Genomic DNA, 23,721 nt, shown 5'->3' with positions numbered 1-23,721 from the left:
ATGCCCCCGATGAAAACTGTCCTGATTCCCGCCGCAATCGCCGCCGCCCTGTGTGCCCCGTCCGCATTCGCCCAGAGCCTGGGCGGCGATACCTATCGCCCCGACCTGCAGGTCGGCCAGGGCAATGCCTTTATCGCCGGTAACGTCGGTCGTACGGACGGTGGCACGGCCGGTCGTTTCGGTACCGGCGATTTCAACGTGTTCGAGAGCCGCGACGGCCGCAAGACCGGTTACGGCCTGGTCGGTGGCTATCGCTGGAAGCTGGCGCAGAACTTCGGCCTGGGCGTGGAAGGCGGCTATACCGACCTGGGCAACCTGGTGGTCAAGAACGCGTTCCGCGACGACAGCGTCAACCAGCGCGAAGACACCAATGCGCTGCGCGGCTGGATCGCCGGTGGTAACGCGCGTCTGAACATCACGCCGGAGTGGTACGTGGGTGCGCGTGGCGGCTTCTTTCGCGCCTCGGACAACAACTCGCGCTACTACAACGACGTCGGTCAGGATCTGGGTCTGGAAAGCGGCGGCCGCGATGGCCGCAACAGCTGGTACGCCGGTGTCGGCACGGGCTGGAACGCCACCGAGAACTTCAGCGTCGGTCTGCACTACGACTACTTCCGCGCCAAGTCCGGCGACTTGCGCGATCCGGTCACCGGTGTGAAGTTCGAAGGTCCCAAGCGCTCGACCGCGCTGCTGGGTCTGACCGCCGAATACGCGTTCTAAAGTCGGATGGCGGACCGGGCGTTGCCCGGTCCGCCTCGATGGATTGGACACATGGGCGCCGTTGGGCGCCCATGTGCGTTGCGGATCTTGCCTGCGTCGTGTCGTGCGCGGCTCAGCGCGCCAGGGGCAGCGACGATGCGGCACGCGTGGTCGGCGATGTCGACAGCGCAGGGGCGAGCCTGTCAGCAAGTCCATCCTGATAGCTGCCGTCGGCATTGCGGATCCGCAGACGTGCGTTCGGGCCGATGAGATCGCGCAACGTCGAGCCTTCGGTGGCGCTCTGGCGGCTGAGGAACGAGGCCACCAGGCGCCCCGAGCCATCCTGCCGCAGTACCCACAGGCGCAGGCTCATGTCGTACTCCAGAGTGAAACTGTTGTTCATCGATTGCGTCCTCGAACAGGCGTCCGTGCGCGCGAGCGCAGGGAGGTAGGGGGATGCAGGCGATTGTGCGAATGCACACATCGGCGATGCGTGAACCATGCAGCGGCGCGTCTGCAAGGGCTGCAGCCTGGTGTCGCAGGCCGCGCGTGCAGACGTCAGGCTGTCCTGCGGCGTGACGCGCGTTCAGCGCGGCGACGTGCGACCACGGCGATGGTGCTCGGCGATCAAGCCGGCAAGTGCATCGTCGTCGGCATAGAAGTACGCCACCGGCAGGTCGAGCACCTCGGCCATGCGGCGAAAGGTCTGCAGATCGGGTTGGTGCACGCCGGTCTCGTAGCGGTTGACCCGGGTGCTGGCGACGAAATCGTCGAGCCCGGCCTCGATCCCCAGCGTGCGCTGCGAGAGGCCCACCGCGGTGCGCGCCTCGCGCAACCGACGGCTGAAGACAGGCAGGGGTTCCTTGGCAGCCACGCTTGTCATGCATCCCGGACTTCGGCGTCGGGAAGCTTCCGAAACGTCGCTTGACTCCGATACTACGTTAAACGTAGTTTGAGTATGGCTGCTCGCATGCCGCTGCGCCCAAGCGCGACATGCGGGCACGGCGCGCCGCGTGCCAGCGGCGATCTCAAGGAGAGCGACCATGGACGAAGCCCGCCATCCCGCGCGTCGCGGAACGCGCATCGACGACATCGCGCGCTGCGCATCCACCCAGGGGCCGTTGCGACGGCTCCTCGATCTCGTCGCAGGCACGCCCGACGCGGTGCTTGCCGACGCCCGCGTGGCCACGCTCGATGCAGGCCGCATGCAGACGCTGGGTCAACTCGCCTTGCGCGAGGCGGAGATCTGCGTGGCGCAGTCGCGCGCGCTGCTGCATCTGCTCGAACTGGCGATGGCGCGGACTGCGCCTGCACCGCGTCAGATCGCGGAGGTCACGCAACACGCGGCGCGGCTGATCACCCATGCCGAGATCTGGCGCGAGCTCGCAGGCAATGCCGCTTTCTACAACGAGCATCCGCAGATCGCGCGCCGGCTGGCGAGCGACCTCGCCGAAACGCAGGGCGTTCCGGCCGAGGCCTGATCGCAGCCGTCGGTGCGGCCATGCGTCACAGCGTGCGGATGGTCTCGCCGCTGGCGCTCGACAGTGCCTCGCTGGCACGATCGCGCTCGGCGGCATCGAATGCGTGTACCACCACCGCCGCACGGCCTTCGGCCAGTGCCTCGCGCACCTTGAACAGGTAGGGATCATGGTCGGGGCGCAAGGTCACCAGGCCACCGACCATCAACCCGAACACACCGCCGTAGCCGATGATCAGGCCGCCGGCGAACCATGGCGAATTGATCACCGCCGGCACGCTGGCCGCATACAGCACGCCGAACAGGACTGCGCCGATCGCCAGCCCCGCCAGGCCCAGCTTGTAGTGCGCGATGATCAAGGTGCGCAGGATGCCGCGGTTCTCGGGCTCGAGCTTGCGGCCTGGCTGGCGGTCGTGGCGGGTGACCACCTTGACCTGCGAGGCCTTGAAACCGCGTTCGGCCTGCAGTTGCTGGGCGACGCGCCGGGCGGTGTGCTCGCTGTCGAAGATCGCGGCGACCTTGCTGTCGGACACCTCGCCGGTCACCGGAGAAATCGTACTCATGGGACGGACTCCGAGGGGGGGGAAGACATCCGCAGGCTAGGAGCGCGCCGATCAAAGCGCTGTGACTTGCGTGCAAGGCGATGACGCGATCTGCACGCCCGCAGGTGATGGGCAACGGGCGGCCGCGGCTTCACGTCCGCATCGGGTGCGCGTGCGCAGCATGGCGTTCCTTCCCCGATGTCGAGTCTCGCCATGACCACTGCGTTGTCTTCATCCCGTGTCCATCTCCATGTCGAGGACTCGGGCGGTCACGGTCGCCCGGTCGTGCTGATTCATGGCTGGCCGTTGTCGGCGGCCTCGTGGCAGGCGCAGGTCGGCCCGCTGCAGGCGGCGGGCTATCGCGTGATCGCCTACGACCGTCGCGGCTTCGGGCGCTCCGACAAGCCGGACGACGGCTACACCTACGACACCCTCGCCGACGACCTGGCGGGCGTGCTCGAGGATCTGGATCTGCGCGAGGTCACGCTCGTCGGCTTCTCGATGGGCGGCGGCGAAGTCGCCCGCTACCTCGCCCGCCATGGTCAGGCGCGCGTGCACAGTGCGGTGTTCGCCGCCGCAGTACCGCCATATTTGCTCAAGACCGAGGACAACCCCGAGGGCCCGCTGCCACAGGAGAAGGCCGACGATATGCGGGCCGGTCTCGAACGCGATCGCGACGCGTTCTTCGACGCGTTCACGACCCAGTTCTTCAGTGTCGATGGCACGCTCAAGGTCGACGAGGCGCAGCGCCAGGAAGCGATCGCGCTGGCGCGTCAATCCGACCAGACCGCAGCGCTGGGATGCATGGAAGCGTTTGCGACGACCGATTTCCGCAGCGACCTGAAGGCGATCACCGTGCCGGTGCTCGTGCTGCATGGCGATGGCGATGCGACGGTGCCGTTCGAAGGCTCCGGCCAGCGGACCCACGCGGCGATCCCCGGCAGTGCGCTGGTCGTGGTGCCCGACGCGCCGCACGGTCTCAACGTCAGTCACGCCGATGCGTTCAACCGCGCGCTGCTGGATTTCCTCGCGCGCTGACGGTGTCCATGCCGCACGACGACCTCGATAAATCAGGAGCGCCGATGTCCATTGCCAGCCCAGCGGCATTCCAGCGCTACGACCCAGCGCTCGCACAGCCCGTGCCCGACGAGGCGGCGCTGGCGGCCGAACTCGACGAGGTCTTGCTGTCGATCTCGAGCAAGACCTGGGAAGACGAGGGGCAGGGCCTGCGCGCGGTGCACGCCAAGAGCCATGGCCTGCTGTCGGCCGTCGTCGAGGTGCCGGCGGGATTGTCGCCCGAACTGGCGCAGGGCCTGTTCGCGCGCCCGGGCCGCCACCCTGCGGTGATGCGGCTGTCGACCACGCCCGGCGACCTGCTCGCCGACCGCGTCTCGACGCCACGCGGCATCGCACTTCGGATCTGCGACGTGCCCGGCCCCCGTCTCGATGGCAGCGATGGCCCGGGCGCGCAGGACGTCATCCTGGTCAACGGCCCGCAGTTCAACGCCCCCAATGGACGCGCGTTCCTGCGCAGCCTCAAGCTGCTGGCCAAGACCACCGACCGCATGGACCGAACCAAGACGCTGATCTCGGCAATCCTGCGTGGCACCGAGCGGGGCCTGGAGGCGATGGGCGGGGAGAGCGTCACGCTCAAGGCGATGGGCGGCGAGCCACCGCATCACATCCTCGGCGAGACGTTCTTCACCCAACTGCCGCTGCGCCACGGCGACCACATCGCCAAGCTGCAACTGGTGCCGGTGTCGACCTCGCTGCGCGCCCTCACCGACGTGCGGCTCGACCTGTCCGATGACGACGCATTGCGCGAGGCTGTGATCGCGTTTTTCGCCGCACAGGGCGGCGAATGGGAACTGCGCGCGCAGCTGTGCACCTCGCTCGAGGAGATGCCGGTCGACGATGCCACCGCGCGCTGGGACGAGGTGCGCAGCCCGTTTCGCACCGTGGCCCGCGTCATCGCACCGCCGCAGCCGGCGTGGACGCCCGAGCGCAGTGCGGCCATCGACACCGGGGTGGGCTTCAGTCCGTGGCACGGGCTGGAAGCGCATCGCCCGCTGGGCGAGTTGATGCGCCTGCGGCGCTCGGCGTACGCCGCCTCGCAGGCCTTCCGCGCCCGCAAGAACGGCGTCGCCCTGCACCCCGGTTGTCCTTTCGCGGCGGCGGCACGCGCGGCTGACCGCTGACGCAGGCGTCAATCGGCCTCGGCCGGGATGCGCTCGAGCTCGGGATACAGCGCCAGCAGTGCGAGCGTGACGCCGTTCGACCAACCGAAGCGTTCCTGCAGCGGGTACTCGCCGCCGCCCCCGCCCTGCAGCGCGCCATCGGCGTCGTACTTTTCCACCAGCTTGCGCTCGCGGTCGAACACCGTTTGCACATTGCCGATGAAGCCACGCGCGATGTCGCGCGCGAGCGCGTGCTCGCCATATCGGCGCAGGCCGTCGACCGCGATCCATTGCAGCGGTGCCCAGACATTGGGCGCATCCCACTGCTGGCCGGTGTCGACTGCGGTGGTGACCAGGCCGCCCGGGCGCAGCAATTGCCGACGCACCGCCTCGGCGGTGCGGCGTGCGCGCTCGGGCGAGGCGATGCCCGCATGCAGCGCAAACAGCGCGGCAGCGGTCAGTTGCGCGCGCGGCTGCCTCGTGCGCAGATCGTAGTCGGCGTAGTAGCCATCGGCATGCCACAGATGCCTTGCGATCGCCTCGGCGCGCGCGTCGGCCATGGTCGTATAGCGCTGCGCACAGTCCGCATCCCGTACTTGTTCGCAGGCTTTGGTGATCGTCGACTCCAGGTGATGCAGCAGACTGTTGAGATCCACCGGCACGATCGTCGTGGTGCGGATCGTGTCCAGCCGCGTCGGGTCGTCGAGCCAGCGGCTGGAGTAGTCCCAGCCGCTCTCGGCGCCGGCGCGCAGGTCGCGCCAGACCTCGGCCGCCGGCCGTGACGTGGCCGCGGCCGCGGTCTGGCGGTCCTGCTCGAACGACTCGGGTCGCGGCACCTCGCGATCGTCCCAGTAGCGGTTGAGCAAGCGCCCATCGGCCAGACGCACGACACGCCGCGCCGCCTCGCCAGGCGCAAGCCGTTCGGCGCCGTCCATCCAGTACGCATGCTCGCGGCGCAGCTGCGGCAGATAGCGCACCGCCGACGCAGGATCGTCGCGTGCCTCGAGCGCGACCATGTGCGAGAAGAACGGCGGCTGCGAACGGCTGAGGTAATAGCTGCGGTTGCCGTTGGGCACGTGGCCCCAGTCATCGATCAACTGCGCGAAGTTGTCGAGCATGGCGCGCGACGCCGTGGTCTGGCCGCTCTCGACCAGGCCGCGCATCGTGAAGTACGAGTCCCAGTAGTAGATCTCGCGGAAGCGCCCGCCCGGCACCACATAGGCATGCGGCAGCGGCAGCAGACTGTCGTGCGGCAGTGGTGCGGGGCGCGGTCGGGTAAGCCGCGGCCACAGCGCATCGATATGCGCGCGCAGCGTCGGCTGCCGGTCGACCTGCGTGCCCGGGGGCGGTGCGGGCAGCACGAAGTGGGCGTCCACGAACGCACGCAGGTCGAAGTCCGGGCGGGCGTGGGCGGCGGCGAAGGCCGCCTCGATCTGCGCCGGATCGCGCCGCGGCACCGCGTCGGCGAAGGTCTTCTGGTCCTCGAACAGCCAGGCGGCCTGCACCGCGGCGAAGGTCCGCGGCCAGCCGACATCCGGCGTGATCGGTGCGGGTCGGGCGCCCGGGGACTGCGCAGGCTCCGCAGCCGTCATGGGGCCGGTGGACGTGCAGGCGGCCAGCAATGCGGACAGCAGGCAGGCGGCGGAGCGAGTTGCAAGAGGAACGCGCGACATGGCGGTCTTCCGCGACAGCGGGTGCGGGCAGTGTCGCATCGCCATCGCGCTCAGGTCTTCTCGCCGACCCAGACCTGCATCTCGACCGTTCGTAGCCAGCCGTAGTTGGTCAGGAAGGCGACATCGGCTGCGTCGCGGCCATACGCGACCACGATGCGGCCGCCACGCGGCGCGTCCTGGGTGGCGTCGAAGGTGTACCAGCGTCCGTCCAGGTAGGCCTCGAACCAGGCATGCAGATCCATCGGTTCGAGCCCGTGCAGATAGCCCACGACCATGCGTGCGGGAATCCGCAGGCTGCGGCAGAGCATGATCCCGACATGGGCGAAGTCGCGGCACACCCCCGCGCCTTGCGCCATCGTGTCGAGCGCATCGGTGCAGGCATCACTGACCCCGTAGCGATAGGCGATATGGCGACGGATCCACGCCACGATTGCGCCGACATGGCCGGTGCCAGGCGATGCAGCATCGACAATGGCCTGGGCCTGCTCGAACGCGCGGTCGGAGGGGCAGTAGCGGCTGGGCAGCAGGTACTGCAGGGTCGCATCGGCCAGCAGCGAGGCCGGCGTGGGCAGCGCCCATGGTGCGACGGCAAGCGTACGCTCGGTCTCGACTTCGAGCTCGGTCCGCAGCCGCATGCGGCCCCGGGGGACGATCAGGCGCTGGCACAGATTGCCGAACGGATCGACGTGCTCGGTCGGACGGACATCCGGCTCGAAGGTGTAGCGTTCGCTGACCAGCCACTGGGCATCACCGCTGCGCGGCCGCAGCATCGCGACCACCGCGCAGTCGTCTTCGGCCTCGACCACGATCTCGCAACCGGCCAGCAGGCGCATGCGCGGCATCCCGTCTTCAAAGCGCCACGCTAGCCCGCCAGGCGTGCAGTGCGCGTGGCGGCGTCCCGGCCATGCCAGCGCCGCCACGCAAAAGCCTCAGCGCGCCTTGTGCCAGCTTTTGAGGTAACGCACGTGCTCCACGCCAGTGAACTTCGCCAGTCGCGCCAGTTCCGCGTCGAGCTTGTCGAGGCGTCCGGCCGAGGCCCGGACGCCGGGCTCGAGCCACAACCGACGCACATCCAGCGTGCCGCCCTTGCGTTCGGCCTTCATATCGATCCGGCCGATCAGGCGGTCGCCCTCCAGGAGCGGGAAGACGTAGTAACCGTACTGCCGCTTGGGCTCGGGCACGAAGACCTCGATGCGGTAGTGGAAGCCGAACAGCCGTTCGGTGCGCTTGCGGTCGCGCAGCAGCGGATCGAACGGGCTCAACACCCGGACGCGGGCGGGCGGCTCGGGCACGTCCCGCAACTCGGCGGCGAAGTCAGCGAAGGCATAGGACGGACGCGCGCGCTCGCCATCGCTGGACACCAGCGACACCTCGCACAGCGCATCGCGATGGCGTGCGATCCAGTCCCTGGCCTCCTGTGGCGACACCAGGTCGAAGAACGCGGCGATCTCGCCATGTGTCGCGAAGCCCAGCCGCGTCAAGGCCTCCCGGCACGCCCAGTCGACGAACTGCGCCTGGTCGACCTCGCGTTCGTAGCAGTCGGCAGGAATCACCCGTTCGGCCAGGTCGTAGACCTTCTGGAAGTTCACGCGGCCAGCGATCGCGAGCTTGCCGGTGTGCCAGAGATACTCGAGCGCGGTCTTGGACGGATGCCAGTTCCACCAACCGCCGGACGCGTGCCCGGCCTCTTTCAAGTCCCGCGCCAGCACCGGGCCATGGGCCTCGATGTGCGCCAGCGTGTCTTCGAACGCCGCGTCGAAGCCGTCCCCATACCACTTGCGCCAGCGCTCGCGGATGATCGGCTCGCGGCGGCGGAAACGATGCTTCCAGTACGGGTAGAACGCAGTCGGCAGGATCGAGGCGTCATGCGTCCAGTGCTCGAACAGCGCGTGCTCCTGTTCCAGCAGCGTCGTCAGATCGCCGCGCCGGTAGGTCTGGTTGCGCGAGAACAGGATCTGGTGGTGGGCACGCTCCACCGTGCCGATGCTGTCCACCTGCACGAAGCCCAGATCGGTGATGAGCTGCAGCAGGCCCGACTTGGACAACGCCCGACCCGGCGGCGCGGCAAGCCCTTGCCGCGCGAGAAACAGCCGCCTTGCCGCTGCGTTGGAGATCTGGATCGTCATGGCCGGACAAGTGGCGCTTCGCCATTCTGGGTGGGTCGCGTCGACTTCTCCGCATAAGAGATGTCGACCTGTATGGCCAGATTCTGGGTCTGTCCGTGGCTTGGCGCTATCCGGAGGGCATCGGGAAAACGCGGATGCCCACTCGATGCGAGGATGGGCCAAATTCATGACACAGCTCTAAAGCTGTTCCCCGATGGCGTTGCATATCCGGCCAGGACAGAGGCGTTGTGGTCGCCCCTCACGGCCACCTCTTGGTCCGGCACTGCTGCGTGGTAGCCATGGCCACCATGGGATGCGGTGGTCGTGGACGCGAACACTGGTCAGCCAGGAAGTGACGGACATCGGACCCGGCTACGTATTCACCTCCATGAAATATTTCATAAATGACAGGAATCACGCATTTCCTGTCATTTATGAAAGCTAGGGTAGCGCGGGGCGACCCCTGTCCTGAGTCGAGGACGCCCTGTGACCGTTGCAGAGTGTCCAGTCAACCGCTCTCTTCTGTCATAAATGCTAGGATTCACCGACTTTCCTGTCATTTATGAAAGATATGCGCCGGAACATTGCCGACTACGCCACCCTGGCAACCCAGAAAACGGCCAAGCATCTGGGCGCGATGGTCAAGAATGCCCGTCTGGCACGCGGATGGACCCAGGAGAGTCTGGCCGAACGCGCCAGAGTGAGCCCTGCAACCATGAACCGCCTCGAGCAGGGGGGCCTCAACATCGCCCTGGGCACTTGGCTTTCCGCCTTTGAACGTCTGGGACTGCTGTCAAAGCTCGACCAGCTGCGGGACCCCGTGTCCGAGGCCATCTTGGAGGGCACAAAGACCAAGCGGCCGATCCGTAGCAAGCCTTCTGACCTGGACTTCTAAGCCGAGGTCGATCATGCCCTATGTGTTTGCGTACCTCCCCGGTGAGGTGACTGCGGTGCCGGCCGGCCTGCTCGATCTGACCGAGCTGGGGCCGGAGTTGCAAGCGTCTCAGTTCCAGTACGGCACACGCTACGTGGCCCGTCGTCAGCCGCATGCGATTGCTGTGGATCCGGTTTCGTTACCACTGGAGCGCGCCGGCGAGCGCCTGCTGCCTGTGAATGGCTTGGCACTGTTCGGGGCATTGCGCGATGCCACCCCCGACGACTGGGGGCGGCGCGTGATTGAGAACCGTCTGGAAGTCCCCGCCAACAGCCTGCCCGAGTCGGTCTACATGCTGGAGGCCGGCAGCAATCGGGTGGGTGCGTTGGATGTGCGCGCGGCAGTGGACAGCCCGCCACATCACCCGCGCCTGCCGTCAACCATCGACCTGCAGTATCTGGTCGATGCATCGGAACGGGTTGAGGAAGGTCTGCCAGTACCGGCACACCTTGCGAACTATTTTGCCGGTGCGCCGTCGCTGGGTGGCGCACGTCCGAAGGCCACTGTGCTCCACCAAGGCATCGAGTGGATTGCCAAGTTCCCGTCCATCCGGGACCGCTTCAACGTGCCCAGCGTCGAGCGCGCCACGCTGGAGCTGGCACGTCGGGCGGGACTGTCTGTGCCCAGGACCGAACTGCAGACTCTGGCCGACGGCCGGCAGGTGATGCTGATCGAGCGCTTCGACCGCACCCCGGTCGCTGATGGAATGAGCCGCAAACATATGGTCAGTGCGCTCACGATGCTGGGCCTGACGGAACAGGACTCCCCGGATGCCAGCTACGCCCAGATCGTCAGGGTGATCGAGCAATGGGGGGCCGAGGGCCAAGTGACCGCCCAGCGCGAAGAGCTGTTCTCGCGGATGGTCTTCAATATTCTGGTCTCCAACGACGATGACCACCTGCGAAACCACGCATTCGTGCATGACGACGGCGCGTGGAATCTGAGCCCCCTGTACGACGTGGTGCCCAAACCGCAGGTCGGAACGGAGCGGACCTTGCACCTTGGGGTGGGTCCGAACGGCCGAAGGGCGACCCTGGACAATGCAATGGCCGGCTATGGGAACTTCGGGCTGACCCGGGCACGGGCAGCCCAGTTGATCGACACCGTGGTGGGTACCGTCAGGACGTGGCGAACCGTGTTCGAGGCGTTCGACGTGTCCGCCAAGGACTGCGACGACGTGGCGACCGCATTCCGCCGTGCAAGTGACATCGGAATGGCCGAGGTGTCGAAGTACCTCTAAGTGCGCAAGTTGGACGGCAGCGCTGCCCACCGACTGGGTCCAACACCGCGCCGTCCCGCGGATACGCGGAACGGCGCGGCGGGGGCATCACAGCCGGAAGCGGATACCGAGCATGTAACTGCGTTCGGGCGAGGCGCGGTCGCGCAGGAACTGCGGGCTGCCGAAGTAGTTGTGGGTCTTGCTGCCCAGCAGGTTGGTCGCCTCCAGGAATACGGTGACGTTCTCATCCATTGCGTAGTTGAGCGCAAGATCCAGCCATTCCTCCGGGCCGTGGAAGACCTCGTTGGGCTGATCGCCCGAGGCGCTGAAGCTCACCGCGTAGTCGTCGCGCCAGTTGTAGGCCAAGCGCGCGGAAAATGCGTCGTACTCGTACATCAGCACCGCGTTCCAGGCGCGCCTGGACACGTTCGCCAGCGGCTGCATCACCCCGTCAGGCGACTCGGCCTCCGCATCGATCCACGTCGCGTTCAACTGCGTGCCCAGGCCCGACCAGGCGCCAGGCAGGAAGTCGTAGAACTGCGTATAGCCGATCTCCACACCGCGCAGCGTGCCGCTGCCGGTGTTGCGCGGGCGGGTGATCTGGTACGTGGTGCCGTCGATCGTCTCGTCCTCGGCGTAGATCTGCACATAGCCGTCGACATCGCGGTGGAACGCGGCCAACGACAGCAGCGCGTTGTCCTGGAAGTACCACTCCAGTGACGCGTCGAGGTTCTTCGATTCCACCGGCGCCAGATCCGGATTGCCGCCGCTGCCGCGCGCAGGCAGCGTGTCGGTGGAATCGAACAGCGCCAACTGCGGATTGAGGTCGGCGAAGTGGGGCAGGGTGATCGACTGGCTGTGCGACAGGCGCAGCATCAGGTCCTCGCGCAGCGACAGGTTCGCGCTGAAGCTCGGCAGCCATTCGTTGCGCGCGCGCGTGGTCTGCACCGGCGTCTCGACGCCGTCGACGAGCGAGGTGCCCTTGAGCTCGCTTTCCAGCCGCACATGGCGCACGCCGATCCGGCCATCGACCGGGATCGCGCCGAGCGCAAACCCGTAGTTGGCCTGCAGGTAGGCGGCGTGGTTGTCCTCGCGGTTGTCGAACTGCACCGCCGGATTCGCAGGCGGCCGGTCGGGGCCGTGGCCCATCGCCTGGCGGATGAGTGCGGTGTGACCGAGCAGGAAGTCGCGGTTGGCGCCCAGCCAGCGATCCACCCCGACCTCGCGGTCGCCGTCGAGGATGTTGCCGGGCGTGACCTGCGCCAGGCCCGGGATGTCGGACATCCGGATCGGCGCGCCGCTGAGGTTGTCGCGCGCGCCCGGGTCGCCACCGATGTTGGAGGCGTTGCGCCGCGCCAGCCGCACGCCGGCGTCAAGCGAACTGACGATGCCGCCGTCGAAGGCGAAGTTGGCATCGGCGCGCCACGCCCACTCGTCGCCCTCCTGCCGGCTCCAGCTGTCGTAGTACTGGCTCAGGCGCCAGGCCTCAGGATCGGTGACATCGTAGGTGCTGCCGTCGGCGTTCGTGGCCGAGCTGAACGGAACGCCGCGGCTGCTGTCGATGGTCAACCGCGGCACGGTGGTCATGATGTCGAGCACCATCGAGCGGTTGTCCGATTCGCTGTAGGTGTAGGCCAGCTCGCTCGACAGCTTCAGCCGCTCGCCCTTCCAACTGCCGCCGATCGCCGCCTGCCAGGTGTCGGAACTGTTCTGGTGCGCCTGGGTGCTCGACAGCACATCGCTATTGCGCAGTTCGACCCGCTGCAGGATGTCGTTGCCGGGCTGGGTCGCCAGTGCGTCGGTGTTGTCCGGCGTCAGCGAGCCGGGGAACGGCATCCAGTAGTTGACCCGCGGCGTGTTGCGATAGCCGACGTAGAAGCCGTCGGCCCACAGCTCGGTGTTGTCGTTGGGCGCCCACTGGAACGCGACGTTCGCGGCCTTGCGCCGGCGAAAGCCCTGCGCCTGCAGGTTGCCGGCATTGAACGGCACCAGCAGCTGCCGCGACGGATCGAGCGGGTCGTCGACGCGGTCGTAGGTGCCGTGGAAGGTGTTGGACTCCAGATACGGCGTCTCCTGGTATGACACCGCACCGAGCACACCCAGGCGGCCGGCCCCGGTCTCCCACTGGCGGCTGCCGGTCAGGCTGCCGTTGGTCGCGGTCTCGCGCGCCTGGTCGGCATACAGCGTCGAGATACTGCCGGCGAGCGTGCTGTCCTCGTCGAGGTCGAACGGGCGGCGCAGGCGGATGTCGACCGCACCGGCGATGCCGCCTTCGATCTGCTCCGCGCCGCTGGTCTTGTAGACATCGACCTGCTGCAGCTGGTCGGCCGGGATGTCGGCCAGCGCAACGCCGCGCCCGGTGGTGGTGAAGATGTTGCGGCCATTGAGCGTGGTGACCACGTTCGGCAGCCCGCGCACCAGCACCGTGCCCACTTCCGCGCCGCCGCGCTGGACCTGCACGCCAGTGATGCGCTGCATCGCCGCCGCGACGCTGTTGTCGGGCAGCTTGCCGATATCTTCGGCGACGATCGAATCGGTGATCTGCGCCGCGCCGCGCTTGGCGTCGAGTGCGCCGGCGACACTGGCGCGCACGCCGCGCACCTGGACCGCGTCGAGGTTCTCCACCTCGTCGGCCGGCGGCTCGGCATCGGGCGCTGCGGTCTGTGCGAAGACAGGCGTGGCAAGGATGGCGGTGGCCAGCGTGGCCAGGGCCAGCCGGCGGGGGTGGGAATGGACGGCAAACGTCATCGTGCTGCGGAGCCCTCTGTGATCGTGGATCGTCGAGGTGCGCATGTCCGCCTGACCGCAGGCGCGATGCCGCGCCGCCGGACAGTGCCGGCAGCCACGCCACCTCGCCCTTCGCGTCCCCATCACATCCGGGAACGGGCGCGGATTAGACCAATGCAAATCTTAGGATCGTGTCGAAAAGTCGTAAGCGCGATGTCGCGAATCGCCATGCAATCCCTGCAAGCCCATGCGCGCAGATGTCATTGCAATCACCGGCGCGCCACGCGCACGCGCCTAGCGTGGCGCCTTCCCCCGACATGGAGACCAGACGATGAATCAGCCCGCACAGCAGCAGGCCGTGCCCGGTGTCGAGCGCAAGCTCGATCCACCTGCAGATCACGGCGAGAACAGCTATCGCGGCAGTGGGCGGCTGCAGGACAAGATCGCGATCATTACCGGCGGCGACAGCGGCATCGGCCGTGCGGTCGCGCTGGCCTACGCACGCGAAGGGGCGGACGTGCTGGTGAGCTACCTGAGCGAGGACGAAGATGCGCAGGAGACCCAGCGCCTGGTCGAAGCCGCAGGCCGGCGCTGCGAACTGGTCCCCGGCGACATCGCCGATCCCGCACATTGTCGCGCGATCGTGCGCAAAGCAGTCGAGGCCTTCGGCCGCGTCGACGTCCTGGTCAACAATGCCGCCTACCAGATGACCTACGAATCACTCGACGAGATCCCCGACGACAAGTGGGACTACACCTTCCAGGTCAACGTCAGCGCGATGTTCCACCTGTGCAAGGCCGCAGTGCCGCACATGAAGCCCGGCGCGTCGATCATCAACACCAGCTCGATCAACTCCGATAAGCCCAACCCGACGTTGCTGCCGTATGCGACGACCAAGGGGGCGATCGCCAACTTCACCGCGGGCCTGGCGCAACTACTCGCCGACAAGGGCATTCGCGTCAACTCCGTCGCGCCCGGCCCGATCTGGACCCCGCTGATCCCCTCGACACTGCCGCCCGATGCCGTCGCCGAGTTCGGCAGCCAGGCCCCGCTCAAGCGACCCGGGCAACCGGCCGAGTGTGCCCCGATCTACGTGCTGCTGGCGTCCGACGAAGCCAGCTACATGACCGGCGGGCGCTATGCAGTGACCGGCGGCATGCCGATTCTGTAACGAGGCTGTGTTTCTTCACCTCCGCGTGGCGGCGACAGGCGCATATCCCCTCGCAGCCTGCAATCCTGCAGGCGCGAGGAGGCTGTCGTGGACAAGAACCGCAGCGAAGGCATGAAGAACCAGGTCAAGGGCACCGCGAAGGAAGTGGTCGGCAAGGTCACCGGCAATACCGGCAAGGAAGTGGCCGGCAAGGCGCAGAAGACCGCAGGCAAGGTCCAGAGCGCGGTCGGCAAGGCGAACGACAACGCCCGCAAGGGCCGCTGATCCCGTCTCCTCCCCCGCATCGCGGGGGAGTTTGCCCGTCTGCACCACGCGTGGAGGTCGCGCCGCTCACAAGTCGCGCCGCTCCTCTCCCTCCCCCGCAACGCGGGGGAGGGCCGGGGTGGGGGCGCTGTTCGCGACAAGCCCCAGCCCCCACCCGATGCCTGCGGCATCGACCTCCCCCGCGCTGCGGAGGAGGTGCCCCGTCTGCGCTGCACTCTGGTCGCGCTGCGCATGCAGGTCGCGCCACTCATCTCCCTCCCCCGCATCGCGGGGGAGGGCTAGGGTGGGGGCGCTGTTCGCGACAATCCCCAGCTCCCACCCGATGCCTGCGGCATCGACCTCCCCGCGCTGCGGAGAAGGTGACCCGTCTGCGCTACGCACGCGCGGGTCGCATCGCTCGCACAGGTCGCGCCACTCATCTCCCTCCCCCGCATCGCGGGGGAGGGCCGGGGAGGGAGCGCTGTTCGCGACAACCCCCAGCCCCCACCCGATGCCTGCGGCATCGACCTCCCCCGCGCTGCGGAGGAGGCGACCCGTCTGCGCTCCGCACGCGCGGGCCGCGCTGCACGCACAGGTCGCGCCGCTCATCTCCCTCCCCCACAACGCGGAGGAGGGCCGGGGAGGGGGCGCTGTTCGCGACAACCCCCAGCCCCCACCCGATGCCTTACGGCATCGACCTCCCCCGCGCTGCGGAGGAGGTGACCCGTCTGCGCGACGCACTTGGGTCGCGCCTCTCGCGCAGGTCGCGCCGCTCATCTCCCTCCCCCGCATCGCGGGGGAGGGCTGGGGTGGGGGCGCTGTTTGCGACAAGCCCAGCCCCCACCCGATGCCTTACGGCATCGACCTCCGCCGCGCTGCGGAGAAGGTGACCCGTCTGCGCTACGCACGCGCGGGTCGCATCGATCGCACAGGTCGCGCCGCTCATCTCCCTCCCCCGCAACGCGGGGGAGGGCCGGGGAGGGGGCGCTGTTCGCGACAACCCCCAGCCCCCACCCGATGCCTTCCGGCATCGACCTCCGCCGCGCTGCGGAGAAGGTGACACGTCTGCGCTACGCACGCGCGGGCCGCGCTGCACGCACAGGTCGCGCCGCTCATCTCCCTCCCCCGCAACGTGGGGGAGGGCCGGGGTAGGGGCGCTCGCGCATAATCGGGCTGTCCTGTGACCGATTCCCGGAGTCCGAACATGCGCATCCACCCTCTCGCTCTGACGCTGTTGCTGCTGCCCGTCGCCGCCTGCACTGGCGCAGCGACACCCGCAGCGGCCGACACCGCCGCCGCGCCGGCTGCGGAGGCAGGCGCGACGCCGGTCGCGCAGGCCGCCGACACCCAGGTCCTGCCGCGCATGCGCGTGCACAAGACCGCGACCTGCGGCTGCTGCGGCAAGTGGGTCGAGCACATGCAGCGCGATGGCTTCGAGGTCGAGACCATCGATGTCGAGGACCTCGCCACGGTCAAGACGCGCCTGGGCGTGCCCGACGCGATGGCGTCCTGCCACACCGCCGAGATCGACGGCTACTTCGTCGAAGGCCACGTGCCCGCCGCCGACGTCCGCCGGCTGCTGGCCGAGCGCCCCGACGCGCGCGGCATCGCGGCGCCGGGCATGCCGATGGGCTCGCCCGGCATGGAGATGCCCGATGGCCGCAGCCAGGCCTACACCGTCGAATTGGTCGCCAACGACGGCACGCACCGCCCGTTCGCCGAGCATCCGGCCCGCTAGGCCCGTCGGCACGAAGCCGCGCGGACCTGAATCGCCGGCCGGGCAGGCACCCCATTCACGCGACCGCGCCGCATAATCATTGGCCGCGCGCTGCCTGCGCGCAGCCTGTTTTCGTTGCCCGGAGTTCTGCATGCGCGTTCGTTCCCTGACGCTGGCCCTGTCGTTGCTGCTGTCGCCCGCGGCGTTCGCGCAGGAGACCGCGCCGTCCCCCGCAGATGCGGCCCCGGCCCAGGACGCGCCCGCCGAGCAGCCCGCGCCACAGGACGAGGCGCAGGATGCAACGCCGGCACCGGCTGACGACGAGGCCCCCGACGACGCCCAGGCGGCCCGCGAGGTCGCCGCCAGCGACGACCCGGACGCGATCGAACACGCTTCCAATCGCGTGCCACTCGAAGAGATCCGTCGCTACGTCGGCGTCTTCAACGCGGTGCGCCAGGCCTATGTCGAGCCGGTCGAGGACCGCAAGCTGATGGCCTCGGCCATCCGCGGCTTGCTGCTCGACCTCGACCCGCACAGCGTCTACATGGAAAAGGACGCGGCCGAGGCCTTCGACGAAGGCACCACCGGCGCCTACGAGGGCATCGGCGTGGAAGTGATGTACCTGCCCGACGGCAGCATGCGGGTGATCGCCCCGATCGACGGCACGCCGGCTGAGAAGGCCGGCATCCGCGCCGGCGACGTCATCGTCAGCGTCGATGGTCGGGCGCTCACGCCGGCCGACAACGAAGGCCATGGCCCGCTGCGCGGCGCATCGGGCACCGCCGTGGTGCTCGGCGTGCTGCGCGATGGCGAACGCACGCCGCTGGAGATCCGCGTCCAACGCGAGACCATTCGCGTGGTCAGTGTCCGCGGCCGGATGCTCGAACCGGGCTATGGCTACGTGCGCGTGAGTCAGTTCCAGGTCGATACCGCAGCCGCCTTCAGCCGCACCGTCGGCGAACTCGCCAGCCAGAGCGGCGGGCGCCTGCGCGGTCTGGTCATCGACCTGCGCAGCAACCCGGGCGGCCTGCTGACCTCGGCGGTGCAGATCGCCGACGACCTGCTCGACAGCGGCGACATCGTCAGCACCCGCGGCCGCATCCCGATCAGCGACGCACAGTTCAGCGCCACCCCCGGCGACATCCTCAACGGGGCCCCGGTCGTCGTGCTCGTCGATGTGGGATCGGCCAGCGCCTCGGAAGTGCTGGCCGGCGCACTGCGCGACAACGGCCGCGCGCGTGTCGTCGGCAGCCGCACCTTCGGCAAGGGCTCCGTGCAGACCGTGCTGCCGCTCGACAATGGCGACTCGGTCAAGCTCACCACCGCGCGCTACTTCACCCCCAGCGGCCGCTCGATCCAGGCCCGCGGCATCGACCCGGATGTCGTGTTGCGCCCCGAGAACGCCAGCACCGACGCCGACGCCCCGCGCGCGGCCAGCGCGTACACCGAGGCCGCGCTGCCCGGTCACCTGCGCGGCGACGAAGAGGACGGCAGCACCGGTGGCGAAGCCCTGCCGGGCGACGCCCCGATCGCCGCAGCGTTGGCCGAGCTCAAGAAGCCCTGGACCCCGACGGTCCCGCCGTCCGAGCCCCCGGCGGCAACCCCGGCGACCCGCTGAGTCCATCCAGCGGCGCAGGCGGCGACGCCCGCGCCGAGGCCGAAGGCCGCGTCAGCGGGCGCTGCATGCGAAGGCGTTCGCCGATCGCCAGAGGGCGACATCATGCGGCGCAGTCTGGCGTTGTCCAAGCGCATGCCCGCACAGGATCAGCGGGCGTCTGCGCGCCGTCTCAGCGGCGACACAGCGAACGCGCGTCGACCCTGTAACGCAGCGAGCCGTCCTTGTACTGATCGGTGACCGCCGGAAGCTCCCAGCGGCTGCCCACGCGGACCGACGACCCGTAGCAGCGCTTGCCGGCATAGACGAGACGGTGGACACGGCCGGTGTCGAGGTTGCGCAGGTCCACGTACAAGCGCGATTCGAAATTCGACGACAGCACCTCGAACATCTGCGGCGTCCGGGTGCTCGACACCGGCTTGGGCCGGATCTCGTACGCCAGCCAGACCAGCCCGAAGAGCGCCATGAAGCCCAGCAAGAGCTTGTGCTTCAACTCCATCATCGATTCCCCCGGAAGGCGCGCGTGCGCGGCGCTGGCAGACTGTACGCGCTCCTTCTGCTTCGCGAGCGCGTCGGGCGAGAGTTGAGCCTGCTATGACGTCGTTTCGAAGAGCGTCAAGACGATCCAGGCAGCACCGACGGGCCCGCGTCGTCAGCCGCAGTCGGGCTGGCGCAGCAGCACGATGGGGCGCAGGATCCAACGGCCGGTAGCCGCCGGCATCCCGGGAATCACCAGCATGGCGAAGAACGAGAAGACCAGCCCCAAGGCTGCGACTGCGGCCTCCAACACGCTGAAGAACAAAGGCAGCAGCAAGGACGCGAAGACAGCGGCAGGATCCGCGCTGTCGCAGGCACCGGATAAGAAGGGAAGCAAGAAGTAATCTGCGCGGCGGGGCCCATGCCCCGCCGTTCTCCCGGCGCGCGATGGACGACAGCGTCGTGGACCTGGCTTCTGCGCGTATCCGCGCTCGAATCCGTCGGTCCAAAAATGGCGCGCCTGGAGGGATTCGAACCCCCGACCAATGGCTTCGGAAGCCACTACTCTATCCGGCTGAGCTACAGGCGCGTTGTCCGGCCGACCACCGCGAAGCGGAGGAAGGCGGCCGAGGATTGTAGCTCAAACCGGCGCCCACAATGCACCCGCCGCCCACACCGCCCGCGTCGACGCCGACGAAGCGGCGGGTCCTCATGACGCGCCCGGCGTCGGCGCTCCGCTCGCTCCCCCGAACGCGGGGAGGGCGCCAGGGCCGGCGTATCCAGCCCTTGAGCGCGCACTCCCTCCCCCGCGCGCGGGGGAGGGCTGGGGAGGGGGCATGCCCGTCCCCCAGGTATCGCCCCCTTCAGCCCCCCGCCATCCCGACTCCCTACAATCGATTGCACTCTGCGCATCCGCGCCCGGCCCCCACCCGGATCCCCATGCCCTGGAAAGCCCTGACCCTGCTCGGCGACGCCGTGCTCGTCGTGCCGCTGCTGGTTGCGCTGGCAGTGTGGCTGCGCGTCCGGCCCGCCGCCCCGAGACTGTCAGGGACTGAATTGCTGCGATGGGCCAGTATCGTCGCCGCCAGCCTGGCGCTGGTCGCCGGCAGCAAGATCGCCTTCTACGGTTGGGGCACGGGCATCCGGCGCTGGGACCTCACCTGTTTCAGCGGCCACGCCGTCCTGGCCTGGCTTCTGTGGCCGGTGCTGTTCGCATTGCTCGTGCCGCCGCAGCAACGCGCGCTGCGCTTCACGGCGACGCTTGTCGGCGCCGGGCTTGCAGCCTTGGTGGCCTGGTCGCGCGTGCCGATCGGCGCGCATCCGCCCAGTGAAGTGATCGCCGGTCTTGCACTGGGCCTGGGCGCGAGTCTGGCCACCCTGTACCTGTTACGCCGCTTGGCGCTCGATCTGCCGGGCATTGTTGTCGCAGCCGGCCTGGCGGGCACGCTCGCGCTCGTCACCACGCATGCGATGCCGCGGCCCGACACCGAACGCTGGTTTGCAAAGGCCGGCGTCGCGTTGTCGGGTGCGGAGAAGCCGCAGTCGCGCCGGCATTGGCGGGGCTGAGCTGACCGCGCCAGCCAGCGCCTCACCGGCAAAGACAGATTGCACTGACATCAGCGCCTCCCCACACGCGGGGGAGCGCCTCCACCGCCAAAGACAGATTGCGCTGACATCGCCACCTCCCCCGCACGCGGGGGAGGTCGACACGCAACGCGTGTCGGGTGGGGGCGGCGCTTCCTAGGAACCCTCCGCTCCCTCCACCGACAGCATCACCACACCCGCCCCAGTCGTGACCCGCACCCGGCGTCCGACGGTAAAGCCCAGTGCCTCCAACCACAGGCCCCGCAGACGCAACATGGGGACTTCATCGTCGCCCCGATGGCGATCGCGCGTCGCATAGTGGCCAGACCCGACCGTGCAGCGTCTGGGGCGACGCGCACGACGTGGCCTCACCGGATCGGCGTGATCTTGAGCGGCGCCCAACACCCGATACGGCGTGGGCTCGGACCGCTCCCGACACGTCCAACTCTCGAAGGCCGGTGCCGTATCAGGCAATGGGGTCTTGTGAACATCGTCGGGGCGACGCTCGAACGGCACATAGCGTGGCAAGTCTTCGCTCATGACACGTGCTCCAAGCGAGCGATGGGGCAACACAGGACAACCAACGCAAGAGAAGACATCGGAATTTTCCGTGGCAAGCAGGCACCACACGCCAAGCACGCGGCGCCCAGGACGAAGGGCCGGCAACGGGGTTCGCATACGCAAGGGATGGCACGCGAGTGATCTACGAGCACACCGGGCCGATCGCCAAGCCGCGAAAGCCGGGCATGCGGTGGCGCGCATGCCCGGCCGTGTCGCCGATCAGTGCAGGGAGGCACCCAAAGGCCGTGGCGAGACAGCGCCATAAGCCGGCCGTGCTTCCCGCACGCCGCTTCGTTGACGACGTCCCGGTGTGAGCCGCTGGTCGTCCAACTGCTCCAGGATCGCCCGCAACGCGTCCGTGCCGTCGATGATCGCCATCCCCAAGGCCGGCAGGGTGTCGTCGGCCAAATCGTCGTTGCCGGATGCGATCACGTCGCCATGCGCCGTGAGCGTCTGCACCAACCGGTCCAGCGCATCCATCTGGTCGAGCGTCATGCCATAGACGAACCGCTCGCCGTGCCCGACGTCCTCATCGTCGCCGTCCCCATCGTCCCCGCCGGAACCTTCTGCCTCCCACACGTCATGATCCGCGTCCTCTCCGTCGTCATGATCCGCGCACTCACCCTTGTCATGACCCGCTTTTTCCCCCGCGCCATGACCTGCTCTCTCACTCGCGCCATGACCTGCTCCCTCCCCCGCGCGCGGGGGAGGGCTGGGGAGGGGGCCCGCCTCACCCTCAGCCAACCCATAAGCGCCCGCCACCCCCGGCCGTCGCTCTGCATCCGAAATCGCCGCCAGCACCCGCTCCGCCTGCTCGGCCAGCAATCCCAGGCAGGTCGCCAGCTCCCCTTTGCGCACATCGGGCACGCCCTCCCGTTCCTCGTCCAGCGTGCGCGGCTGCGCCAGCCGCGACAGGAACACCATATGGTCGTGCAGTTGCTTGAGCCGCACTTGCCCCGGCTCGGTCAGGAAATAGCCCGGCAGGGCGCGGTCGTTCGCTGCTTGGTACGACATCTCAACCTCCTCACTCCATCGAAGGGGCCCGCCCACCGCGAAACGGCGGACGGGAAGTCGGGAGGTTAGAAACCGCTTACAGTCGGCGGGCGTATTCCCCCGAAGGGTGTTGTATTAGCCGCCCTCCCGACGCAGGCATCGCGTCGGTCTGCGCCCGCAAGTGCACGGACACAAAAAACCCACCGGTTTGACGGAGGTGGGTACCGCTGTAAGAGGAGTTTCTACGCTCCTTGCCGCCGAGTTTGCGATGGGGAGGCGTTGCGGGTCAAGCGCTTCGGCGTCAGGAAACCCCGCGTTCTTGCGTAGGGGAACTCTGATGAGGGTGGGTCGTAGATGGCGCCAGCGGTGCCTCGACGATTGATCGAGGCACCGCTGATGGATGGAAAGCTTAGCCTCGTCCGTAGACATCCTCGAAGCGAACGATGTCGTCCTCGCCAAGATAACTTCCCGACTGCACTTCGATGAGCTCGAGCGGCAGCTTGCCCGGGTTCTCCAAGCGATGTGTCACGCCCAGTGGGATATAGGTGCTTTGGTTCTCGGACAGCAACACAGTCTTGTCCCCGCAAGTAACCTTCGCGGTTCCACTGACGACGATCCAGTGCTCCGCGCGATGATGGTGCATCTGCAGACTCAGCGCGGCACCCGGCTTGACCGTGATGCGCTTGACCTGAAACCGCTCGCCGTTATCGATCGAGTCGTAGGCGCCCCAGGGCCGGTAGACCTTGCGATGCAGCGCGGTCTGCGTGCGGCCTTCTTGCTTCAAGCGAGCCACGATATCCTTGACCTGCTGTACCTTCTCGCGGTGCGCCACGAGCAGCGTGTCGTCGGTATCGACGACGACGACATCGCTTAGCCCAAGCAACGTCACCAGCCTGCCATCGCCCCAGGCCAACGTGTTGCGGCAGTCCAACGCGATCACGTCGCCATGGTGCGCATTGCCGTCATCGTCCTGATCAGCCACCTCCCAAAGGGCAGACCAGCTGCCGACATCGTTCCAACCGACGGAGATTGGCAGCACTGCAGCATCATCGGTCTTCTCCATGACCGCATAGTCGATCGAGTCCGCAGGACAGGCAGAAAACGATTCCTTCTCCAGACGGATAAAGTCCTCGTCCCTGCGAGCCCTGTCGTACGCTGTTCTGACAGCTTCCAGCATGGCGGGTGCGTGACGTCCGAGCTCCTCCAGATAGCGGGACGCCCGGAACAGAAACATGCCGCTGTTCCAGAAGTAATCGCCAGAAGATACGTAGCCTTCTGCAGTCGCCGCATCTGGCTTCTCGACGAACTGCTTAACTGCACGGACGCCATCACCGGCAACTGCGCGGATATAGCCATATCCGGTCTCAGCCGTCGTCGGCACGATCCCGAAGGTGACCAGCTTGCCCGCCTCCGCGGCGGTAGCTGCGTTCTGGACGGCAGTGCGAAATGCCGCGGCATCGCGAATCACATGGTCTGACGGCAATACGAGCAGTAACGGATCAGCGCCGCCACGACTCGCCTCAAATGCTGCAGCCGCAATGGCTGGCGCGGTGTTTCGCCCCGCAGGTTCGAGCAAGATCGCGGAAGGGGAGACGCCAACTTCGCGAAGTTGCTCAGCCACCATGAAGCGATGATCTTCATTACTGACCACGATGGGGCCGGCTTCGGCGAACGGCGCGATCCGCTCCCAAGTGGCCTGAAGCATTGTGGCCTCACCTGTCAAAGAGAGAAACTGCTTGGGATACGCTTCTCTTGAAAGGGGCCACAGGCGTGTGCCCGAACCGCCGGAAAGAATGACTGGAATCAT

Annotated in this window: 22 protein-coding genes and 1 tRNA gene; 11 read left to right on the top strand and 12 right to left on the bottom strand. The window is 67.9% G+C overall.

The window, feature by feature from the left end; all coding sequences use genetic code 11:
* The first annotated feature begins 9 nt into the window (after positions 1 to 9).
* On the top strand, positions 10 to 720 hold the full coding sequence (locus FHW73_RS13835) for an outer membrane beta-barrel protein (RefSeq protein WP_183427322.1): 711 nt from the start codon (positions 10 to 12) through the stop codon (positions 718 to 720).
* 112 nt (positions 721 to 832) lie between these two features.
* Here the strand turns inward: FHW73_RS13835 and FHW73_RS13830 are convergent, their stop codons facing one another.
* Complete coding sequence (locus FHW73_RS13830) at positions 833 to 1,102, bottom strand: hypothetical protein (RefSeq protein WP_183427321.1); 270 nt, start codon at positions 1,100 to 1,102, stop codon at positions 833 to 835.
* A gap of 183 nt (positions 1,103 to 1,285) precedes the next feature.
* On the bottom strand, positions 1,286 to 1,582 hold the full coding sequence (locus tag FHW73_RS13825) for a helix-turn-helix transcriptional regulator (protein ID WP_183427320.1): 297 nt from the start codon (positions 1,580 to 1,582) through the stop codon (positions 1,286 to 1,288).
* Positions 1,583 to 1,742: 160 nt separating this feature from the next.
* On the opposite strand from FHW73_RS13825, the gene FHW73_RS13820 reads away from it, so the two are divergent.
* Positions 1,743 to 2,180: a hypothetical protein gene (locus FHW73_RS13820; RefSeq protein ID WP_183427319.1), complete on the top strand. Its 438-nt coding sequence runs from the start codon at positions 1,743 to 1,745 to the stop codon at positions 2,178 to 2,180.
* Between the two features lie 25 nt (positions 2,181 to 2,205).
* Here FHW73_RS13820 and FHW73_RS13815 read toward each other — a convergent pair whose 3' ends face one another.
* Positions 2,206 to 2,739 (bottom strand): riboflavin biosynthesis protein RibA, encoded by a 534-nt coding sequence (locus FHW73_RS13815; protein WP_183427318.1) that lies wholly within the window; start codon positions 2,737 to 2,739, stop codon positions 2,206 to 2,208.
* Positions 2,740 to 2,943: 204 nt separating this feature from the next.
* Between FHW73_RS13815 and FHW73_RS13810 the strand changes: the two genes are divergently transcribed.
* Together FHW73_RS13810 and FHW73_RS13805 are read left to right on the top strand one after the other, a co-directional pair.
* The gene (locus tag FHW73_RS13810) at positions 2,944 to 3,756 is read left to right on the top strand and encodes an alpha/beta hydrolase (RefSeq protein WP_305067770.1); all 813 of its coding nucleotides are present in this window, start codon (positions 2,944 to 2,946) and stop codon (positions 3,754 to 3,756) included.
* 44 nt (positions 3,757 to 3,800) lie between these two features.
* Positions 3,801 to 4,916: a catalase family protein gene (locus tag FHW73_RS13805; protein ID WP_183427316.1), complete on the top strand. Its 1,116-nt coding sequence runs from the start codon at positions 3,801 to 3,803 to the stop codon at positions 4,914 to 4,916.
* Between the two features lie 8 nt (positions 4,917 to 4,924).
* On the opposite strand, the gene treA is transcribed toward FHW73_RS13805, so the two are convergent.
* The 3 genes from treA to FHW73_RS13790 form a co-directional block, all read right to left on the bottom strand.
* On the bottom strand, positions 4,925 to 6,568 hold the full coding sequence (gene treA, locus FHW73_RS13800; protein ID WP_183427315.1) for an alpha,alpha-trehalase TreA: 1,644 nt from the start codon (positions 6,566 to 6,568) through the stop codon (positions 4,925 to 4,927).
* 50 nt (positions 6,569 to 6,618) lie between these two features.
* The gene (locus tag FHW73_RS13795) at positions 6,619 to 7,410 is read right to left on the bottom strand and encodes a transglutaminase family protein (protein WP_221187562.1); all 792 of its coding nucleotides are present in this window, start codon (positions 7,408 to 7,410) and stop codon (positions 6,619 to 6,621) included.
* 87 nt (positions 7,411 to 7,497) lie between these two features.
* Positions 7,498 to 8,694, bottom strand: coding sequence for a winged helix-turn-helix domain-containing protein (locus FHW73_RS13790; protein WP_183427314.1), 1,197 nt, complete (start codon positions 8,692 to 8,694; stop codon positions 7,498 to 7,500).
* A gap of 541 nt (positions 8,695 to 9,235) precedes the next feature.
* Here FHW73_RS13790 and FHW73_RS13785 point away from each other — a divergent pair.
* The gene (locus tag FHW73_RS13785) at positions 9,236 to 9,568 is read left to right on the top strand and encodes a helix-turn-helix transcriptional regulator (RefSeq protein ID WP_221187561.1); all 333 of its coding nucleotides are present in this window, start codon (positions 9,236 to 9,238) and stop codon (positions 9,566 to 9,568) included.
* 13 nt (positions 9,569 to 9,581) lie between these two features.
* A complete protein-coding gene (locus tag FHW73_RS13780; protein ID WP_183427312.1) occupies positions 9,582 to 10,847 on the top strand; it encodes a HipA domain-containing protein in 1,266 nt (421 codons plus the stop codon).
* An 87-nt stretch (positions 10,848 to 10,934) separates the two neighbouring features.
* Here the strand turns inward: FHW73_RS13780 and FHW73_RS13775 are convergent, their stop codons facing one another.
* Positions 10,935 to 13,574: a TonB-dependent receptor gene (locus tag FHW73_RS13775; RefSeq protein WP_183427311.1), complete on the bottom strand. Its 2,640-nt coding sequence runs from the start codon at positions 13,572 to 13,574 to the stop codon at positions 10,935 to 10,937.
* Positions 13,575 to 13,884: 310 nt separating this feature from the next.
* Between FHW73_RS13775 and FHW73_RS13770 the strand changes: the two genes are divergently transcribed.
* The 4 genes from FHW73_RS13770 (at position 13,885) to FHW73_RS13755 (ending at position 18,302) form a co-directional block, all read left to right on the top strand.
* Positions 13,885 to 14,724 (top strand): SDR family oxidoreductase, encoded by an 840-nt coding sequence (locus FHW73_RS13770; protein WP_183427310.1) that lies wholly within the window; start codon positions 13,885 to 13,887, stop codon positions 14,722 to 14,724.
* Between the two features lie 87 nt (positions 14,725 to 14,811).
* A complete protein-coding gene (locus FHW73_RS13765) occupies positions 14,812 to 14,988 on the top strand; it encodes a CsbD family protein (RefSeq protein ID WP_183427309.1) in 177 nt (58 codons plus the stop codon).
* Positions 14,989 to 16,171: 1,183 nt separating this feature from the next.
* Entirely contained in the window at positions 16,172 to 16,705 is a 534-nt protein-coding gene (locus FHW73_RS13760) for a DUF411 domain-containing protein (RefSeq protein ID WP_255492996.1), read from the top strand.
* A 130-nt stretch (positions 16,706 to 16,835) separates the two neighbouring features.
* The gene (locus FHW73_RS13755; RefSeq protein WP_183427308.1) at positions 16,836 to 18,302 is read left to right on the top strand and encodes a S41 family peptidase; all 1,467 of its coding nucleotides are present in this window, start codon (positions 16,836 to 16,838) and stop codon (positions 18,300 to 18,302) included.
* 169 nt (positions 18,303 to 18,471) lie between these two features.
* Here the strand turns inward: FHW73_RS13755 and FHW73_RS13750 are convergent, their stop codons facing one another.
* From FHW73_RS13750 to FHW73_RS13740, 3 genes are all read right to left on the bottom strand, one after another.
* Entirely contained in the window at positions 18,472 to 18,798 is a 327-nt protein-coding gene (locus tag FHW73_RS13750; protein ID WP_221187560.1) for a hypothetical protein, read from the bottom strand.
* 153 nt (positions 18,799 to 18,951) lie between these two features.
* Entirely contained in the window at positions 18,952 to 19,113 is a 162-nt protein-coding gene (locus FHW73_RS13745) for a hypothetical protein (RefSeq protein ID WP_183427306.1), read from the bottom strand.
* Between the two features lie 175 nt (positions 19,114 to 19,288).
* Positions 19,289 to 19,365: transfer RNA gene (locus FHW73_RS13740), tRNA-Arg, on the bottom strand.
* Positions 19,366 to 19,751: 386 nt separating this feature from the next.
* On the opposite strand from FHW73_RS13740, the gene FHW73_RS13735 reads away from it, so the two are divergent.
* On the top strand, positions 19,752 to 20,342 hold the full coding sequence (locus FHW73_RS13735; protein WP_183427305.1) for a phosphatase PAP2 family protein: 591 nt from the start codon (positions 19,752 to 19,754) through the stop codon (positions 20,340 to 20,342).
* 798 nt (positions 20,343 to 21,140) lie between these two features.
* Here FHW73_RS13735 and FHW73_RS13725 read toward each other — a convergent pair.
* Together FHW73_RS13725 and FHW73_RS13720 are read right to left on the bottom strand one after the other, a co-directional pair.
* A complete protein-coding gene (locus FHW73_RS13725; protein ID WP_183427303.1) occupies positions 21,141 to 21,935 on the bottom strand; it encodes a hypothetical protein in 795 nt (264 codons plus the stop codon).
* A gap of 388 nt (positions 21,936 to 22,323) precedes the next feature.
* Positions 22,324 to 23,721 carry a mannose-1-phosphate guanylyltransferase/mannose-6-phosphate isomerase gene (locus FHW73_RS13720; protein WP_183427302.1) on the bottom strand — a complete coding sequence of 466 codons (1,398 nt, stop codon included), beginning with the start codon at positions 23,719 to 23,721 and terminating at the stop codon, positions 22,324 to 22,326.

Source organism: Luteimonas sp. RC10, from assembly GCF_014192745.1.
In the GTDB taxonomy this organism is placed as follows: domain Bacteria; phylum Pseudomonadota; class Gammaproteobacteria; order Xanthomonadales; family Xanthomonadaceae; genus Luteimonas.
This window is presented reverse-complemented; position numbering and strand designations above follow the sequence as displayed.

Bases quoted from the DNA above. Each gene is read 5' to 3' on its own strand.
- FHW73_RS13835 (WP_183427322.1), top strand. From the start codon at position 10: ATGAAAACTGTCCTGATTCCCGCCGCAATCGCCGCCGCCCTGTGTGCC.
- FHW73_RS13830 (WP_183427321.1), bottom strand. From the start codon at position 1,102: ATGAACAACAGTTTCACTCTGGAGTACGACATGAGCCTGCGCCTGTGG.
- FHW73_RS13825 (WP_183427320.1), bottom strand. From the start codon at position 1,582: ATGACAAGCGTGGCTGCCAAGGAACCCCTGCCTGTCTTCAGCCGTCGG.
- FHW73_RS13820 (WP_183427319.1), top strand. From the start codon at position 1,743: ATGGACGAAGCCCGCCATCCCGCGCGTCGCGGAACGCGCATCGACGAC.
- FHW73_RS13815 (WP_183427318.1), bottom strand. From the start codon at position 2,739: ATGAGTACGATTTCTCCGGTGACCGGCGAGGTGTCCGACAGCAAGGTC.
- FHW73_RS13805 (WP_183427316.1), top strand. From the start codon at position 3,801: ATGTCCATTGCCAGCCCAGCGGCATTCCAGCGCTACGACCCAGCGCTC.
- treA (WP_183427315.1), bottom strand. From the start codon at position 6,568: ATGTCGCGCGTTCCTCTTGCAACTCGCTCCGCCGCCTGCCTGCTGTCC.
- FHW73_RS13795 (WP_221187562.1), bottom strand. From the start codon at position 7,410: ATGCCGCGCATGCGCCTGCTGGCCGGTTGCGAGATCGTGGTCGAGGCC.
- FHW73_RS13790 (WP_183427314.1), bottom strand. From the start codon at position 8,694: ATGACGATCCAGATCTCCAACGCAGCGGCAAGGCGGCTGTTTCTCGCG.
- FHW73_RS13785 (WP_221187561.1), top strand. From the start codon at position 9,236: ATGAAAGATATGCGCCGGAACATTGCCGACTACGCCACCCTGGCAACC.
- FHW73_RS13780 (WP_183427312.1), top strand. From the start codon at position 9,582: ATGCCCTATGTGTTTGCGTACCTCCCCGGTGAGGTGACTGCGGTGCCG.
- FHW73_RS13775 (WP_183427311.1), bottom strand. From the start codon at position 13,574: ATGACGTTTGCCGTCCATTCCCACCCCCGCCGGCTGGCCCTGGCCACG.
- FHW73_RS13770 (WP_183427310.1), top strand. From the start codon at position 13,885: ATGAATCAGCCCGCACAGCAGCAGGCCGTGCCCGGTGTCGAGCGCAAG.
- FHW73_RS13760 (WP_255492996.1), top strand. From the start codon at position 16,172: ATGCGCATCCACCCTCTCGCTCTGACGCTGTTGCTGCTGCCCGTCGCC.
- FHW73_RS13755 (WP_183427308.1), top strand. From the start codon at position 16,836: ATGCGCGTTCGTTCCCTGACGCTGGCCCTGTCGTTGCTGCTGTCGCCC.
- FHW73_RS13750 (WP_221187560.1), bottom strand. From the start codon at position 18,798: ATGGAGTTGAAGCACAAGCTCTTGCTGGGCTTCATGGCGCTCTTCGGG.
- FHW73_RS13725 (WP_183427303.1), bottom strand. From the start codon at position 21,935: ATGTCGTACCAAGCAGCGAACGACCGCGCCCTGCCGGGCTATTTCCTG.
- FHW73_RS13720 (WP_183427302.1), bottom strand. From the start codon at position 23,721: ATGATTCCAGTCATTCTTTCCGGCGGTTCGGGCACACGCCTGTGGCCC.